Below are 16,567 nucleotides of genomic sequence, written 5' to 3' on the forward strand. Positions count from 1 at the left end.
GCCGCACAGTGATTCCGTGAGGAATTATGGCACCGCCGGAGCAGCGGAATGCAAGCGGATGCCACCAGCGTCCACCGCGGCCGGGCCGTCGCAAAATGATAAGAAGAGGGCAGGGATAGATGGCAAATATTCTGGTAGTAGATGATGAAATGGGCATCCGGGAACTGCTCTCGGAAATCCTCGGCGACGAGGGCCACGCGGTCACGCTGGCGGAAAACGCGCAGCAGGCGCGCCAGGCCCGGGCCGCCGGCGCGCCCGACCTGGTCCTGCTCGACATCTGGATGCCCGATACCGATGGCGTCACGCTGCTCAAGGAGTGGCAGCGCGACGGCCTGCTGACGATGCCGGTCATCATGATGTCCGGCCACGCCACGATCGACACGGCGGTCGAGGCCACCCGCATCGGCGCCCTGAACTTCCTGGAAAAGCCGATCGCCATGCAGAAGCTGCTGAAGGCCGTGCAGGCCGGCCTGACGCGTGCGCAGGAAGTGGTGCGCGCGCCCGTGATGGCGCAGCGTCCCGCCGCGCTGCCGCCCGTCGAGGAAGCGGCCGCGCCCACCTTCGGCGCCCAGCCGGCACCGGCCGCCGGCGCGCACGGCATCGCCATGACGCGCGGCAGCGGCGAGGGCCAGACGTTCAACCTGTCGTTCGACCTGCCGCTGCGCGAGGCGCGCGACGCCTTCGAACGGATGTATTTCGAACACCACCTGGGCCGCGAAGGCGGCAGCATGACGCGCGTGGCCGAGAAGACCGGACTGGAGCGCACCCACCTGTATCGCAAGCTGAAGCAGCTGGGCGTCGAGCCTGGCAAGCTGGCGAAGAAGAACCAGCAGGCCTGACGGCTTGCCGGTGCCGTTCCCGCGGCCGCCCCTGCCGACGACGCTCGTCACGGGCCGCCGCGCCGCCGATCGCGAACGGGCGATCATGGCCGTCGTCGATGAGCCGGACACGACGGTCATCATCGAGGGCCTGGCGGACCCGACCTCTCCCCTGGCCGACAGCGCCGCACTGGCCACTCCCCCGGCCATCGTGCGCATCGCCCCGGGTTGTCTTTGCTGCGCCGGCAATCTGGTGTTGCGTGTTACATTGAACCGTCTCTTGCGCCGTCCGCCAGCGCGACTTTTTATCAGCCTGGCCGATGCGACCCATGTCGGACAGCTGCGCGCGTTTCTGTCGGCCTCGCCCTACGACAGCCTGCTGTCCCTCTGTGACGACATCACGGCGTGATTGCTGAAGGTTCTGTACCGGTCTTTTGGTCTCTTGAAAAGATTTTGTACAGCCCCACTTCGAAACTGAACGCGGAACCCAGCCCGGTTCCGCCCCTGGAGAGAAGGAAGCGATATGAACCTCATCTACAACAGCGAGCAGTACAGCGTCGTCGAATTCGGTCCTGACCGCGAACTCGAAGCCCTGCGGTTCGGTGGCTATGAAATCGTCGACAAAGGCGGCAAGCGCGAAATCTTCATTGCCGGCCTGCTGGCACAGAACTTCCGCCGCGACGTCAATCAGCTCATCGCCAACGAGCCCACGATGGAGGAAATCGACGAGTTCCTCGGCAATTACGACTCATTGATGAGTCAGCCTGTACTACTGCACTGAAGCGCTGCAAGGCACCGCTCGCCGCCCCAGGGCGGCCGTGATAAGGTGACGGTCGGGTAGACCTTTTTCACGTAATGCCATGTGCCAACTTCTGGGAATGAACTGCAATGTGCCGACCGACATTGTGTTCAGCTTTACCGGCTTCGCCATGCGCGGCGGCCGTACCGATACCCACCATGACGGTTGGGGCATCGCCTTTTTCGAGGGCGCCGGCGTGCGCCACTTCGTCGATCACCAGGCCGCCGTCGATTCGCCGGTCGCCACCCTGATCAAGACCTATCCCATCAAATCGCGCAATGTCATCGCGCACATCCGCAAGGCCACCCAGGGCGAAGTCGCGCTGGAGAACTGCCATCCGTTCGTCCGCGAGCTGTGGGGGCGCTACTGGGTGTTTGCCCATAATGGCGACCTGAAGGAATTCGCGCCACTGCTGGACGGCGCGTTCCGCCCGGTCGGCACGACGGACAGCGAGCGCGCGTTCTGCTACCTGTTGCAGGAGTTGCGGCGCCGCTTCGGCGATGCCCGGCCGGCACTGGCGGCGCTGGAGGCCGCGTTGGCCGAGCTGGTGCCGGCGATCGCCGCCCACGGCACGTTCAACATGATGCTGTCGGATGGCACGGCGTTGTTCGCGCATTGTTCCACCAGCCTGCATTACCTGGTGCGCCAGCACCCGTTCGACACGGCGATCCTGTCCGACGAGGACGTGCGTGTCGATTTCTCGCAAGTGACCACCCCCAACGATCGCGTCGCCATCATCGTCACCCAGCCGCTGACGACCAATGAGCGCTGGACAGCCTTCGCGCCGGGTGAATTGCTGTGTTTTGTCGACGGGCTGCCGCAGCCACGGCCGTGAAGTTTCTGCTGGCAAAATATATTTTTTGCCAGAAACTCACCATTTGACGCCGGTTAATGTCAAAATGGCAGGATAACCAGGACGCATGCCATGATTGATCTTTCCAGTAACGACAGTTCCCGTAACCTGCGCGTGCGCGAGTTTTACCTGGGACGGCAACCGATCCTGGACCGCCAGCAAGGCCTGGTCGCCTACGAACTGCTGTTCCGCAACGCGCCGATCGGGCCCGCCCAGATCGACACGTCAGCGCTGTCGGCCACCGCCGCCGTCATTGCCCACGCCTCGCAACTGGGGGTGGAGCGGGTGATAGGCGAGTCGCTGGCGTTCGTCAACGTCGACGCGGACGCCATCCTCAGCGATATCTTCGGCTTCCTGCCGCGCGAGAAAACGGTGCTGGAGATCGACCAGACGATGCAGGCCACGCCGGCCGTGCTGGCGCGCATGTCCGACCTGGCCAGCCATGGCTTCCGCTTCGCGCTGGTGGACGTGCGCGGCGACAGCGCCCAGGTGCAGGCGATGCTGCCGATGATCGAATTCGTCAAGATGAGCATGCGCGACACGTCGCCCGACATGCGCGCGCGCACGGCGCCGCGCTTCAAACGCGACGGCAAGCAGCTGGTTGCCGAGAAAGTCGAGACGCGGGAGGAATTCCAGAACTGCCTGGACCTGGGCTTCGACTACTTCCAGGGTTTCTATTTTGCCCGGCCCGCGATCATGAGCGGCAAGAAGCTGACGCCGTCGCAATTGGCGCTGCTGGAGCTGATGAAGCTCGTCACGTCCGATGCGGACAATCCCGACATCGAACGCGCCATCAAGCGCGACGTATCGCTGGCGCTGAACCTGATCCGCCTGGTCAACACGCCGGCAGTGGGCGCGCGCCAGCGCATCGATTCGCTGAGCCAGGCAGTGGCCATCCTGGGCCGGCGCCAGTTGCAGCGCTGGCTGCAGATCATGCTGTACGCCGAGCCGGGCAAGCGCGGCAATAACCTGACGCCATTGCTGCTGCTGGCCACCACGCGCGGCCGCCTGCTGGAACTGCTGGCGCAAAAGCTGCGTCCGGCGCACCGCCACGTGGCCGACATCGCGTTCACGGTGGGGATCATGTCGCTGATGGACACGCTGTTCGGCATGCCGATGACGGAGATCATGACGCAGGTGGCGGTCAGCGAGGAGGTGTCGGATGCGCTGCTGTACCGCGCGGGCTTCTTTGGCGATTTGCTGAAGCTGGCCGAGGCGCTGGAACGCATCGAGGACAACGAGGAAGCGATCCTGCCGGCGCTGGCCGACCTGGCGATGTCGACGCAGGAGCTGGTCGAGCTGGAGATGGCGGCGTTCGAGTGGAGCGATACCGTTACCCGCTACGCGGTGTGAGATAACCCTCGCGTCTCGAAGTTCTCCTGAGGTTGGGTCCCGCTGGCTTGACAGGGAGTGGGGTCTGTCCCTTCGGGACTGACCCCGGTTTCCCATGGCGGCGCGCGCGAATCGATAAAAACCGGGGTCGGTCCCCTGCGGGGCGGTACGGCGACCCGGCAGACCCCAAGCCTTGACGCGTTGCGGGGCGCTTACAGGTTCGGCGCCAGCCAACGCTCCAGCGTGGCCTTGTCCACGCCACGCCGCGCGACCATGTCGTTCAGCTGGTCCTCGCCGATCTTCCCGACCGTGAAGTACTTCGACTGCGGGTGCGCGAAGTAGAAACCCGCCACCGCCGCGCCCGGGAACATCGCGAACGATTCCGTCAGCTCCATGCCGATCTCCTCGGCCTGCAGCACGCGGAACAGGTCGGCCTTGACCGTGTGCTCGGGGCAGGCCGGATAGCCCGGCGCAGGCCGGATGCCGCGGTATTCCTCGTTGATCAACGCTTCGTTCGACAGCGCCTCGTCCGCCGCATAGCCCCACAGGTCCTTGCGCACGCGCTCGTGCAGGTATTCCGCGAATGCCTCGGCCAGGCGGTCTGCCAGGGCCTTGAGCATGATCGACGAGTAGTCGTCGTGCGCGTCCTCGAAACGCTTCTCGTACTTCTCGATGCCCAGCCCCGCTGTCACGGCGAACATGCCGATGTAGTCCTTGATGCCCGATTCCTTCGGCGCGATGAAATCGGCCAGGCACTGGTTGGGGCGCTGCACGCCGTCGATGACGGGCTTTACGCCCTGCTGGCGCAGGCCGTAGTAGGTGAACGCTACCTCCGTGCGGGTATCGTCCGTGTAGACCTCGATATCGTCGTCGCCCACGCTGTTGGCCGGCAGCAGCGCGACGGCGCCGTTCGCCGTCAGCCAGCGGCCTTCGATGATGCGTTTCAGGAGCGCCTGGCCTTCGGCGAACACCTTGGTGGCCGCTTCGCCCACTACTTCATCGGTGAGGATGGCCGGGTAGGGGCCGGCCAGGTCCCAGGTCTGGAAGAACGGGCCCCAGTCGATGTACTGCGCCAGGAGTGCCAGGTCGACGTTGCGGAACAGGCGGCGGCCGACGAACTTGGGCTTCACGGGCGCGAATTCCAGCTTCATCTTGTTGGCGCGCGCGGCGGCCAGGCTCACCGTCGGCAGCGCCTTCTTGTTGGCGTGCTGCTCGCGAATGCGCGCGTAGTCGTGCTCCACTTCCTCGATGTACTTGTCGCGCGCCTCCGGCGTCAGCAGCGACTGCGCCACCGACACCGAACGCGATGCGTCCGGCACGTAGACGACCGGGCCTTCGTAGTTGTGGGCGATCTTGACGGCCGTGTGGGCACGGCTGGTCGTGGCACCGCCGATCAGCAGCGGGATCTTCAGCATGCGGAAGTGCGGGTCGCGCTGCATCTCCTTGGCCACGTGTGCCATCTCTTCCAGCGAAGGCGTGATCAGGCCGGACAGGCCGATGATGTCGGCGTTCTCCAGCTTGGCCCGCGCCAGGATCTCGGAGGCGGGCACCATCACGCCCATGTTGACGACCTCGAAGTTATTGCACTGCAGGACGACCGAAACGATGTTCTTGCCGATGTCGTGCACGTCGCCCTTGACGGTGGCGATGACGATCTTGCCCTTCGGTTTCGCCACGATGCCGGTGCGGCGTTCCTCTTCCGCCTTTTCTTCCTCGATGTACGGAATCAGGTGGGCTACGGCCTGCTTCATCACGCGCGCCGATTTCACCACCTGCGGCAGGAACATCTTGCCCTGGCCGAACAGGTCACCGACGACGTTCATGCCGTCCATCAGCGGGCCTTCGATGACGTTGATCGGGCGGCCGCCGCTGTGCAGCACTTCCAGCCGCGCCTCTTCCGTGTCCTCGGTGATCCACTGCGTGATGCCGTGCACCAGCGCGTGCGACAGGCGCTGCTGCACCGTGCCCTTGCGCCATTCCAGGTTGGCGGCTTCGGTCTTGCCGCCGGCCTTCAAGGTGCCGGCGAATTCGATCATGCGCTCGGTGGCGTCCTCGCGGCGGTTCAGCACCACGTCCTCGACGCGCTCGCGCAGCTCGGCCGGCAGGTCGTCGTACACGCCCACCATGCCCGCGTTGACGATGCCCATCGTCATGCCGGCCTTGATGGCGTGGTACAGGAACACGGTGTGGATCGCCTCGCGCGCCGGGTCGTTGCCGCGGAACGAGAACGACACGTTCGACACGCCGCCGGAGATCTTCGCGTGCGGCAGGTTGTCCTTGATCCAGCGCGTGGCGTTGATGAAATCCACCGCGTAGTTGTTGTGCTCCTCGATGCCGGTGGCAATCGCAAAGATGTTCGGGTCGAAGATGATGTCCTCGGCCGGGAAGCCCACGGTTTCCGTCAGCACCTTGTATGCCCGCGCGCAGATCTCGATCTTGCGCTCGTAGGTGTCGGCCTGGCCTTTTTCATCGAAGGCCATCACGATGACGGCGGCGCCGTAGCGGCGGCACAGGCGCGCCTGGCGGACGAATTCCTCTTCGCCTTCCTTCAGCGAGATCGAGTTGACGATCGACTTGCCCTGCACGCACTTCAGGCCTGCCTCGATGACGGACCACTTGGACGAGTCGATCATGATCGGCACGCGCGAGATGTCCGGTTCGGAGGCGATCAGGTTCAGGAAGCGCGTCATCGCGGCCTGCGAATCCAGCATCGCCTCGTCCATGTTGATGTCGATGACCTGGGCGCCGTTTTCCACCTGCTGGCGCGCCACCGACAGCGCCTCGTCGTACTGCTCGTTCAGGATCATGCGCGCGAAGGCCTTCGAGCCCGTCACGTTGGTGCGCTCGCCCACGTTGACGAACAGCGAATCGTCGTCGATGGTGAACGGCTCCAGGCCGGACAGGCGCTGCGCGACCGGCACGTGCGGCACGGTGCGCGGCTTGACGTCCTGCAGCAGGGCGGCGATCGCCGCGATGTGCTCCGGCGTGGTGCCGCAGCAGCCGCCGGCCACGTTGATGAAGCCCGCCTCGGCGAATTCGCGCAGCAGCGCGGAGGTGTCGGCCGGCAGCTCGTCGAAGCCGGTGTCGCTCATCGGGTTGGGCAGGCCGGCATTCGGGTAGATGCACACGAACGTATCGGCGATCTGCGACAGTTCCTCCGCATAGGGCCGCATCAGCGCCGCGCCCAGCGCGCAGTTCAGGCCGATCGTCAGCGGCTTGGCGTGGCGCACGGAGTTCCAGAACGCCGGCACGGTCTGACCGGACAGGATGCGGCCGGAGGCGTCGGTGACGGTGCCGGAGATCATCAGCGGCAGGCGTTCCCGCTCCGGATGCTCGTCGAAGTACTGGTCGATGGCGAACAGCGCTGCCTTGCAGTTCAGAGTGTCGAAGATGGTCTCGACCAGCAGCACGTCGACGCCGCCGTCGACCAGGCCGCGCACCTGCTCGTGGTAGGCCGCGACCAGCTGGTCGAAGGTGACGTTGCGGGCGGCCGGGTCGTTCACGTCCGGCGAGATCGAGGCCGTCTTCGGCGTCGGGCCCAGCGCGCCGGCGACGAAGCGCGGTTTGTCGGGCGTGCTGTACTTGGCGGTCGCCGCGCGCGCCAGCTTCGCGGCCTCGACGTTCATCTCGTAGGCCAGGTGCGCCATGTGGTAGTCGTCCTGCGCGATGGTCGTGGCGCCGAACGTGTTGGTCTCGATCAGGTCGGCGCCGGCGGCCAGGTAGCGCTCGTGGATCTCCTGGATCACGTGCGGCTGCGTCAGGGTCAGCAGCTCGTTGTTGCCCTTGACGAAGAGTTCGCGCGCGCCGCTGCCGGCGGGCGCCGCGAAATCGATGAAGCGGCCTTGCGGCCCGCCGCGGTAGGCCTGTTCGTCCAGCTTGTATTGCTGGATGATCGTGCCCATGGCGCCGTCGAGGAACATGATGCGGCGCGACAGGATGTCGCGCAGTTGCGCTTCGGTCTGGGAGGCTGGGCGGGTCGCGATCTTGGTCATTTTGCTACTTTCGAGGAGCTGCGTCGGTGGGCGGGAGGCTTGCTGGCCGGTCTGAAATTATACGGCAAAGCAGCTTTTTCGCTTGCCGGGCGGCCAGCGCCCGTTCTGCCGGCCCACTCGTGAAAACGGCCTGCGCACCTTGCGGTGGGCAGGCCGTCGCGGGGGCCGCGCGGATCAGCGCTGGCAGGGCTGCAGCGGCTCGTTCCTGCGGCGGCGGGCCACACCGGCGACCAGCGCCAGGCCCGTCAGGATCATGGCCCACGTGCCCGGTTCCGGCACAGCCGGCGTCACACCGCCGCTCGACAGTGACGTGATGGAGAACCTGGTCTCGTCCGTCCACAGGTAAGCGCCGCTGCGGGTTTCCGATTCCGGCGTGAAGCGATAGCTGTATTCCTCGATGCCGGCGCGAACGACATAACCGCCACCATAAATACGCTCCGGATCGGTGCCAGCTGTTCCCGCAGAGAAATCAAGCTTGCCGCCGAGTTCATAACGGAAACGGTCGGTGCCGCAGTAGTTATAGGGGCTGTTCATGCTGCTGCAGGCCATATAATCGGTGCCGTTCAGCACGAACTCGGTGATCTCTTCCTTTTCGATGATGCCGTCGTGGTTGACATCGCTGCCCGTGAACGATCCGGTGATCGTGCGATCCTGGACAAACATCCAGTTATCCTCATCGAAAAAACCGACGTAGGCGAACTGCCAGGTATTTGCCGCGCTCGCTGCGGCGCTGATTGCGAGCGAACCGGCCATCATGCCGGCAATAGCGAGTTTCTTGAACATGATGCTTCTCGGACAGAAGTGAAGAGGAGCAGCCATGGTATCGCGGTCTTCCCCTCAAGGAAACTTATATGTCTCCGCTGTGTGCGGATACAACGCTTATATTATCGTTCAGTTACCGTCTTAACGCCGCTCAATATATCGGCAGAAAATACCCGAGGTAACGAAAGTTTATACGGGGAAAATAACATTCTTTTGAGAAAAATCAATTCCAACGGAATCGATATTCGAATGGGGAAGTGCGGCGCGCAGGGGCGGGCGCTGCCGCCCGCCCGCGTTGAGTGGCCTCAGCCGAAGCGCAGGCCATCCAGGGCGAAGCCCTTGATGAACTCGGCGGCAGGCAGGCGCTTGCCGCCTGGCTTCTGCAATTCGGTCAGGCGCAGCGCACCGCTGCCGCAGGCGACGACAATGCCGTGCTGGGCATCGGCGGCCAGTACCTGGCCGGCCGGCGCATTGCTGCCGGCTTCCAGCAGTTCAGACCCCCACAGCTTGATGACGGTACCGTTGACGGTGCCGTGCGCGCCCGGGAACGGATTGAACGCGCGAATCTTGCGGTGGAGGTCGCGCGCGGAATGGGTAAAGTCCAGCGCCGCTTCCTCCTTGGCGATCTTGGCCGCATAGGTGACGCCGTGTTCCGGCTGCGGCACGGCCTCGACGATACCTTGCGCCATCTTGTGCAGCACCTTCACGACCATCTGCGCGCCCATGGCGGCCAGGCGGTCGTGCAGGATCGCGGTGGTATCGTGCGGGCCGATCGGGGTGCGCTCGATCAGCAGCATCGGCCCCGTGTCCAGGCCTTCCTCCATTTGCATGATCGTCACGCCGGTCTCGGCGTCGCCCGCCTCGATGGCGCGGTGGATCGGCGCGGCGCCGCGCCAGCGCGGCAGCAGCGAGCCGTGGATATTGATGCAGGGCTTGATGTCGAGCGTGCTGCGCGGCAGGATCAGGCCATAGGCGGCCACGACCATCGCGTCGTACTCGGTGGCCAGCAGCAGTTCGTGCGCGGCCTTCGCTTCCTGCGCCCGCTGCGGGTCCTTGGCGTCCATGCGCAGCGACAGCGGCTGGGCGACGGGGATGCCCTGCGCGACGGCGAACTGCTTGACGGCCGACGGCTGCAGCTGCAGGCCGCGGCCGGCGGGGCGGTCCGGCTGGGTCAGCACGAGGGGAATCTCGAAACCCGCCTCATGCAGCGCCTTCAGCGCGACGGCGGCAAACTCGGGCGTACCAGCGAAGACGACTTTCATGGCCGCGCTCCGATCAGCGGCGACCGTTGGCGCGCAGCTGGCGCTCGCGTTCCATGCCGCGCTCTTCCTTCAGCAACTTGGTCTTGATGCGGTTGCGCTTCAGCGGCGACAGGTACTCGACAAAGACCTTGCCGGCCAGGTGGTCCATTTCGTGCTGGATGCACACGGCCAGCAGGCCGTCCGCATCCACTTCGAAGAACTCGCCCTTGGCGTCCTGCGCGCGCACCTTGACCTTGGCCGGGCGCTCGACGTCGTCGTAAATGCCGGGCACGGACAGGCAGCCTTCGTCGTAAACCTGCTTGTCGTCGCTGGCCCAGACGATCTCGGGATTGATGAAGACCGTCAGCTGGTCCTTCGTCTCGCTGATGTCGATGACGATCACGCGCTCGTGCACGTCCACCTGCGTGGCGGCCAGGCCGATGCCGGGCGCGTCATACATGGTCTCGGCCATGTCGGCCACCAGGCGCGCGATGCGTTCGTCGAACACTTCGACAGGCTTGGCCACCTTGTGCAGGCGGGGATCGGGATAGCGGAGGATGTTCAGTATGGACATTGGTGATCGGATATCAGGTATACAAAAGGGTTGCCAGGGACTTGGCACCTCGACAACGGCAACGGCGTCACCCGGCAACAACACCCGGCGCAATACAGCGCCGGGCAACGAGAACGGGCCGCGTCGCAGCGCGGTTTAGCTTGCCAGTCGAGGGTAAAGTGGGCAGAATTTGATTCAGTACGGCAAGTTTTCCCGGCCTGCCGGGAATCTCCAAGAACCACCACGGAGCGCCTCTCGAGATCGCGACGACGTCATCCGGGTGCCCGGTCAGTATCGGACATATTCATGAAAAATTTTAGCACAGGTGGCGCGCGCCTGTCGGCGGGCCTCCTGCTTGCCGCCCTGCTGGCGGCCGCGCCAGCCTTCGCGCAAACCGCGCCGGACGGTTGCGCGTTCCGCACCGATGCACCGGATCGCCACGTCGTCACGGCGGGCGATACCTTATGGGATATCTCCGGCCGTTTCCTCGAGAAGCCCTGGTGCTGGCCGCGGGTGTGGGGCATGAATCGTGCCGAGATCGCCAACCCGCACTGGATCTATCCGGGCCAGGTGGTCTACCTGGACCGCGCCGCCGGACGGTTGCACTTGGCGAACCCGGTTGGCGCGACCAGCGCCGATGGCGCGGTGCCCGGCACGTTGAAGTTGTCGCCGCAACTGCGCACCGAAGGACTCGGCAAGGACGCCGTGCGCTCGATCCCGGCCAGCGCCATCGAACCGTTCCTGACGCAGCCGCTGATCGTCGAGGCCGACGAGCTGAAGAACGCACCGCGCATCGTCGCGACGCCGGAAAACCACGTCTTCATCGGCAAGGACGACAAGGCCTATGTGCGCGGCAACCTGAACGGCGGCACGTCGTTCCAGGTGTTCCGGCCCGGCAAGCCCTTGCTCGATCCCGTCACGAAACAGCCCGTGGCGACGGAAGCGTTCTACCTGGGCACTTTGAAATTGCTGCGCGCGGCCGAGCCGGGCAGCGACGTGCACACCTTTATCGTCGCCAGCGCAAAGGAAGAGATGGGCGTGGGCGACCAGTTGATGCAGATGCCGCCGACGCCGATGCAGCACTACGTGCCGCATCCGCCCGAACGCAGGATCGATGCGCGCGTGCTGGCCATCTATAACGGCGTCACGCATGCGGGCCAGAACCAGGTCGTCAGTGTCAACCGGGGCCGGCTTGACGGACTCGATGTCGGCGCCGTGCTGCAGCTGTACCATAAGGGCCAGACGGTGCGCGATCCGGGTGCCAGCAAGGGCTGGCACAACCTGGGCAATCCGCAGGTCAAGCTGCCGGACGAGCAAGTGGGCAGCTTGTTTATCTTCCGCGTGTTCAACCATGTGTCGTATGGCCTGATCATGCAGGTGACGGAACCGGTGGTGGTGGGCGACGTCGCCAAGTCTCCGGAGTAACCCCCGCCGTGCAAGCCACGGACTCCTTACCCAGCAGCAGCCATGACGGTGACAGCATTGCCGCATGGCTGCGTCTGGTTTACACGCCTGGCCTGTCGCGCCTTGCCGCCGCGCGCTTGTTGCGCCAGCACGGCACAGCGCAGGCAGTCATTGCGGCCAGCCATGCATCGGATCGCGCCAGCGGTCTTGCGCCGGGCCATGCCGCGGCCTTGCGTGCGCCGCCATCGGCCGCGTTGCGCGCGCTGGTCGATGCCACCCTGGAATGGTCGGCGCGGCCGGGCCATACGCTGCTGACCTACCACGACGCCGGCTATCCACCGCTCTTGCGCGAGATCGCCGATCCACCGCTGCTGTTGCATGCATGCGGCAACGCCACCTTGCTGACGCGCAGTGCCCTTGGCATCGTCGGCAGCCGCAACGCCACCACGCAAGGTCGCCTCAACGCGGAGCGCTTCGCGCGCAGCCTTGCCGATGCCGGCCTGACGATCGTTTCCGGCCTGGCCCTGGGCATCGACGCGGCCGCGCATGCGGGTGCCTTGCAAGGCGCCGGGTCCACGGTCGCGGTGATCGGCACCGGCATCGACGTCGTCTATCCGGGCGCCAACGCGGCGCTGGCGCGGCGCGTCGCGCAAGGCGGCTGCATCGTCAGCGAGTTTGCCCTGGGCACGCCTGCGCGCGCGCCGCATTTCCCCATCCGCAACCGCACCATCAGCGGCATGACACGCGGCGTGCTGGTGGTCGAAGCGGCCGAACGTTCCGGCTCGCTGATCACGGCGCGCTGCGCGGGCGAGCAGGGCCGCGACGTGTTCGCCATCCCCGGCTCCATCCATGCCACGCTGTCGAAGGGCTGTCATCGTTTGATCCGCGAAGGCGCGCTGCTGGTGGAGACGGCGGACGACATCCTGGCCGCATTGCGCATCGGCGATAGCGCGCGTGCACGGGGTTTTGGTGATGGCAACGCAAGTTGCGAGGACGCCATGACGAGCCTGGAGCGCGCCGCGCGGCCCCTGCTGGAGGCCTTGACGTACGATCCCGTCAGCGCCGACGAACTGGCTTCTCGCTTGCAACTCGATGCCGCTGATACTCAAGCAAGTTTGTTGGCATTGGAGCTTGCAGGTGTTGTGGAACGGCTGCCAGGTGGGGCTTTTCAGCGACTGAAACGATGATCGCAATGGTGTGGGACTTGTGCCGCGCCGATCGATGCTGATAGAGTAGCGCCATGTTCGACATCCTTGTTTATCTCTACGAGACCTATTACCGGCCCGACGCGTGCCCTGAACCGGCAGCGTTGGCGAAGAAGCTTTCGGCCGTCGGTTTCGACGACGTGGAGATCTCCGAGGCGCTGGTCTGGCTGAACGACCTGACCGAGATGGCCGGCGACGAGCAGGCATCCGTGGCCGCGTCGACCGGCATGCGTTTCTATGTCGAGCAGGAGCAGGATGTACTGGGATCGCAGGCCATCGGCTTTATCGCGTTCCTGGAAAGCGCGCGCGTGCTGACGCCGCTGCAGCGCGAGATCGTCATCGAACGGGCGTTGTCGCTGGAAGAGGCGCCCGTCAACCTGGGCAAGCTGAAGATCATCGTGCTGATGCTGTTGTGGAGCCAGGGCAAGGAGCCCGACGCATTGATGTTCGACGACTTGTTCGGTTCCGACGAAGAGCAGGCTCCCCGCCTGCTGCACTGAGCGCGCCGCCGGCTCTCGTCGGCGCAATGCTTTAATCACATATTCATTACGCTGCGGCATCGTCACGCGAGGGCGTCGCACGTCTGTCCGGCGCTGACGTTGTTGCTGGCCGAGGGCGCGCACCTTGCGAAGTCCAACGCAACGCGCTTATGATTGGCCCTTTTGCAAAACGGCAGGGCGCGCGGCGCGGCTGCCGAAAATGGCGACGGCGCAGCGGCGTCGTCGTTAACATGTATGATGCGCCTGCCCGCGTGCGGGCGTCATCGCAAAGCAACCGAGAACAACAACCATGAGCAAAACCCTCATCATCGCCGAGAAGCCTTCTGTCGCGAACGATATCGCGAAGTCGCTTGGCGGCTTCACCAAGCACGATGAGTATTTCGAATCCGACGAATACGTGCTGTCTTCCGCCGTCGGTCACCTGCTGGAAATCGCGGTGCCGGAAGAGCACGACGTCAAGCGCGGCAAGTGGAGCTTCGCGCACCTGCCGATGATCCCGCCGTACTTCGCGCTGAACCCTATCGCCAAGACGGAAAGCCGGCTCAAGGTCCTGAATAAACTGATCAAGCGCAAGGACGTCACCGCCCTGATCAACGCATGCGACGCGGGCCGCGAAGGTGAACTGATCTTCCGCCTGATCGCGCAGAACGCGAAGGTGAACAAGCCCGTCAAGCGCCTGTGGCTGCAGTCGATGACGCCCACCGCGATCCGCGAGGGCTTCGCACACCTGCGCAGCGACGAAGAGATGCTGCCGCTGGCCGACGCGGCCCGTTGCCGCTCCGAAGCCGACTGGCTGATCGGCATCAACGGCACCCGTGCGATGACCGCCTTCAATTCGAAAGAGGGCGGCTTCTACCTGACGACCGTGGGCCGCGTGCAAACGCCGACCCTGTCGATCGTGGTGGAACGCGAGGACAAGATCAAGAAGTTCGTACCGCGCGACTACTGGGAAGTGCGCGCCGAATTCGTCTGCGCCGCCGGCGTGTACGAAGGCCGCTGGCTCGACACGAACTTCAAGAAGGACGAGAACGATCCGGAAAAGCGCGCCGAGCGCCTGTGGAGCAAGGCTGCTGCCGACTCGATCGCGCTGGCGTGCCGCGGCAAGCAGGGCAACGTCACCGAGGAATCGAAGCCGACGACGTCGATGGCGCCCGCGCTGTTCGACCTGACCTCGCTGCAGCGCGAGGCCAACGGCCGCTTCGGCTTCTCCGCCAAGAACACGCTGGGCCTGGCGCAGGCGCTGTACGAGAAGCACAAGGTGCTGACTTACCCGCGTACCGATTCGCGCCACCTGCCGGAAGACTACCTGCCGACCGTGCAGTCCACGCTGGAAGTGGTCAAGCAGAATCCGAACTACCACCAGTTCGCCAAGCAGATCCTGGACAAGGGCTGGGTCAAGCCGAACAAGCGCATCTTCGACAATACCAAGATCTCGGACCACTTCGCGATCATCCCGACCGGCATCGCGCCGAAGGGCTTGTCCGAGCCGGAACAGAAGCTGTACGACCTGGTCACGCGCCGCTTCATGGCCGTGTTCTTCCCGGCCGCGGAGTTCCAGGTCACCACGCGCTACACGGAAGTGTCGGGCCACCAGTTCAAGACCGAAGGCAAGGTCATGACGAACCCCGGCTGGCTGGCGGTGTACGGCAAGGACACGAGCGACGACAAGGAGGGCGGCGGCAACCTGGTGCCGGTGGCGAAGGGCGAGAAGGTGCACACGGAGCAGGTCAACGCCAACGGCCTGGTGACGAAGCCGCCCGCGCGCTACACGGAAGCGACGCTGCTGTCCGCGATGGAAGGCGCCGGCAAGCTGGTCGACTCGGACGAATTGCGCGACGCGATGGCCGGCAAGGGCCTGGGCACGCCAGCCACGCGCGCGGCCATCATCGAGGGCCTGCTGACGGAAAAATACCTGATCCGCGAAGGGCGCGAGCTGATCCCGACGGCGAAAGCTTCGCAGCTGATGACGTTGTTGCGCGGCCTGGGCGTCAACGAACTGACGGCGCCGGAGCTGACGGGCGAGTGGGAATACAAGCTGTCACAGATGGAGAAGGGCAGGATCTCGCGCGAGGAATTCATGCGCGAGATCGCGCAGATGACGCAGATTATCGTCAAGCGCGCCAAGGAATACGACAACGACACGATCCCGGGCGAATACGCCACCCTGGCCACGCCGTGCCCGAACTGCGCCGGCGTCGTCAAGGAGAATTACCGCCGCTTCGCGTGCACCAAGTGCGACTTCTCGATGAGCAAGACGCCCGGCAGCCGCCAGTTCGAGATCGCCGAAGTGGAAGAGCTGTTGAAGAACCGCACCATCGGTCCGCTGCAGGGCTTCCGCTCGAAGATGGGCCGGCCGTTCGCCGCGATCCTGCGCATCGTGCGCGACGAGGACATCAACAACTTCAAGCTGGAGTTCGACTTCGGCCAGAACGACGAGGAAGGCGAGGACGGCGAGGGCGTCGACTTCACCGGCCAGACGCCGCTCGGCCCGTGCCCGAAGTGCAATGGCGGCGTGTACGAGATGGGCCTGGCCTATGTGTGCGAGCACAGCGTGGCCAAGCCGAAGACGTGCGACTTCCGCAGCGGCCGCATCATCCTGCAGCAGGAGATCCTGCCGGAGCAGATGGCCAAGTTGCTCAACGACGGCAAGACCGATCTGCTGCCGGGCTTTATCTCGCAGCGCACGCGCCGTCCGTTCAAGGCCTTCCTGGTGAGGGGCAAAGACGGCAAGATCAGCTTCGAGTTCGAACCGCGCAAGGAAAAGCCGGGTGCGAAGCCGAAGGCCGGTGCGGAAGCGGCGGCGGAAGGCGGCGAGGAAGCAGCAGTCGCGCCAGCGAAGAAGACGGCGGCGAAGAAGGCCGCCGCGAAGCCGGCCGCGAAGGCCGCCACCAAGACGGCGGCCAAGAAGGCGCCGGCGAAGAAGGCCGCCGCCAAGAAGACCGTCGCGGCGGAATAAGGAACGGGACCCGCGGGTCCCGTTTTTTTTGCGTGCGCACTGTTACAGCGTCCGGCCTGGGGTCTGTCCCCGCATGGGGACAGACCCCGGTTTTAATCACGCAAGTCGCATGGTTCAGCGATTAAAACCAGGGTCAGTCCCCGAGGGGACAG

At 64.9% G+C, this 16,567-nt stretch carries 13 protein-coding genes; 9 read left to right on the forward strand and 4 right to left on the reverse strand.

The features are described 5' to 3' along the window. The first annotated feature begins 119 nt into the window (after positions 1-119). From E7V67_003270 to E7V67_003290, 5 genes are all read left to right on the forward strand, one after another. A complete protein-coding gene (locus tag E7V67_003270) occupies positions 120-839 on the forward strand; it encodes a response regulator (GenBank protein ID WUR14136.1) in 720 nt (239 codons plus the stop codon). A 10-nt stretch (positions 840-849) separates the two neighbouring features. After that, complete coding sequence (locus tag E7V67_003275; protein ID WUR16222.1) at positions 850-1,227, forward strand: GTPase; 378 nt, start codon at positions 850-852, stop codon at positions 1,225-1,227. 114 nt (positions 1,228-1,341) lie between these two features. Beyond that, on the forward strand, positions 1,342-1,599 hold the full coding sequence (locus tag E7V67_003280; protein ID WUR14137.1) for a DUF3567 domain-containing protein: 258 nt from the start codon (positions 1,342-1,344) through the stop codon (positions 1,597-1,599). A gap of 79 nt (positions 1,600-1,678) precedes the next feature. Then, positions 1,679-2,452, forward strand: a complete 774-nt coding sequence (locus tag E7V67_003285; protein WUR14138.1) for a class II glutamine amidotransferase — start codon at positions 1,679-1,681, stop codon at positions 2,450-2,452. 90 nt (positions 2,453-2,542) lie between these two features. Further along, the gene (locus tag E7V67_003290) at positions 2,543-3,823 is read left to right on the forward strand and encodes an EAL domain-containing protein (protein ID WUR14139.1); all 1,281 of its coding nucleotides are present in this window, start codon (positions 2,543-2,545) and stop codon (positions 3,821-3,823) included. Positions 3,824-4,014: 191 nt separating this feature from the next. On the opposite strand, the gene metH is transcribed toward E7V67_003290, so the two are convergent. From metH to def, 4 genes are all read right to left on the reverse strand, one after another. Beyond that, positions 4,015-7,794: a methionine synthase gene (gene metH, locus E7V67_003295; GenBank protein WUR14140.1), complete on the reverse strand. Its 3,780-nt coding sequence runs from the start codon at positions 7,792-7,794 to the stop codon at positions 4,015-4,017. A gap of 174 nt (positions 7,795-7,968) precedes the next feature. Continuing rightward, positions 7,969-8,577, reverse strand: coding sequence for a PEPxxWA-CTERM sorting domain-containing protein (locus E7V67_003300; GenBank protein ID WUR14141.1), 609 nt, complete (start codon positions 8,575-8,577; stop codon positions 7,969-7,971). 284 nt (positions 8,578-8,861) lie between these two features. Continuing rightward, positions 8,862-9,818, reverse strand: a complete 957-nt coding sequence (gene fmt / locus E7V67_003305; GenBank protein ID WUR14142.1) for a methionyl-tRNA formyltransferase — start codon at positions 9,816-9,818, stop codon at positions 8,862-8,864. A 13-nt stretch (positions 9,819-9,831) separates the two neighbouring features. Beyond that, a complete protein-coding gene (gene def, locus E7V67_003310) occupies positions 9,832-10,371 on the reverse strand; it encodes a peptide deformylase (protein ID WUR14143.1) in 540 nt (179 codons plus the stop codon). Between the two features lie 285 nt (positions 10,372-10,656). Between def and E7V67_003315 the strand changes: the two genes are divergently transcribed. The 4 genes from E7V67_003315 (at position 10,657) to E7V67_003330 (ending at position 16,415) form a co-directional block, all read left to right on the forward strand. Next, positions 10,657-11,775: a LysM peptidoglycan-binding domain-containing protein gene (locus tag E7V67_003315; GenBank protein ID WUR14144.1), complete on the forward strand. Its 1,119-nt coding sequence runs from the start codon at positions 10,657-10,659 to the stop codon at positions 11,773-11,775. 8 nt (positions 11,776-11,783) lie between these two features. Further along, entirely contained in the window at positions 11,784-12,941 is a 1,158-nt protein-coding gene (gene dprA, locus E7V67_003320; GenBank protein ID WUR14145.1) for a DNA-processing protein DprA, read from the forward strand. A 53-nt stretch (positions 12,942-12,994) separates the two neighbouring features. Then, positions 12,995-13,459, forward strand: coding sequence for a DUF494 domain-containing protein (locus E7V67_003325; GenBank protein WUR14146.1), 465 nt, complete (start codon positions 12,995-12,997; stop codon positions 13,457-13,459). 289 nt (positions 13,460-13,748) lie between these two features. After that, positions 13,749-16,415: a DNA topoisomerase III gene (locus tag E7V67_003330; protein ID WUR14147.1), complete on the forward strand. Its 2,667-nt coding sequence runs from the start codon at positions 13,749-13,751 to the stop codon at positions 16,413-16,415. Positions 16,416-16,567 lie beyond the last annotated feature (152 nt).

It is taken from the genome of [Empedobacter] haloabium (assembly GCA_008011715.2).
In the GTDB taxonomy this organism is placed as follows: Bacteria; Pseudomonadota; Gammaproteobacteria; order Burkholderiales; family Burkholderiaceae_D; genus Rugamonas; species Rugamonas haloabia.

Excerpts from the sequence above, each read along its gene's own strand:
- E7V67_003270 (WUR14136.1), top strand. The coding sequence starts at position 120 with ATGGCAAATATTCTGGTAGTAGATGATGAAATGGGCATCCGGGAACTG.
- E7V67_003280 (WUR14137.1), top strand. The coding sequence starts at position 1,342 with ATGAACCTCATCTACAACAGCGAGCAGTACAGCGTCGTCGAATTCGGT.
- E7V67_003285 (WUR14138.1), top strand. The coding sequence starts at position 1,679 with ATGTGCCAACTTCTGGGAATGAACTGCAATGTGCCGACCGACATTGTG.
- E7V67_003290 (WUR14139.1), top strand. The coding sequence starts at position 2,543 with ATGATTGATCTTTCCAGTAACGACAGTTCCCGTAACCTGCGCGTGCGC.
- metH (WUR14140.1), bottom strand. The coding sequence starts at position 7,794 with ATGACCAAGATCGCGACCCGCCCAGCCTCCCAGACCGAAGCGCAACTG.
- E7V67_003300 (WUR14141.1), bottom strand. The coding sequence starts at position 8,577 with ATGTTCAAGAAACTCGCTATTGCCGGCATGATGGCCGGTTCGCTCGCA.
- fmt (WUR14142.1), bottom strand. The coding sequence starts at position 9,818 with ATGAAAGTCGTCTTCGCTGGTACGCCCGAGTTTGCCGCCGTCGCGCTG.
- def (WUR14143.1), bottom strand. The coding sequence starts at position 10,371 with ATGTCCATACTGAACATCCTCCGCTATCCCGATCCCCGCCTGCACAAG.
- E7V67_003315 (WUR14144.1), top strand. The coding sequence starts at position 10,657 with ATGAAAAATTTTAGCACAGGTGGCGCGCGCCTGTCGGCGGGCCTCCTG.
- E7V67_003325 (WUR14146.1), top strand. The coding sequence starts at position 12,995 with ATGTTCGACATCCTTGTTTATCTCTACGAGACCTATTACCGGCCCGAC.
- E7V67_003330 (WUR14147.1), top strand. The coding sequence starts at position 13,749 with ATGAGCAAAACCCTCATCATCGCCGAGAAGCCTTCTGTCGCGAACGAT.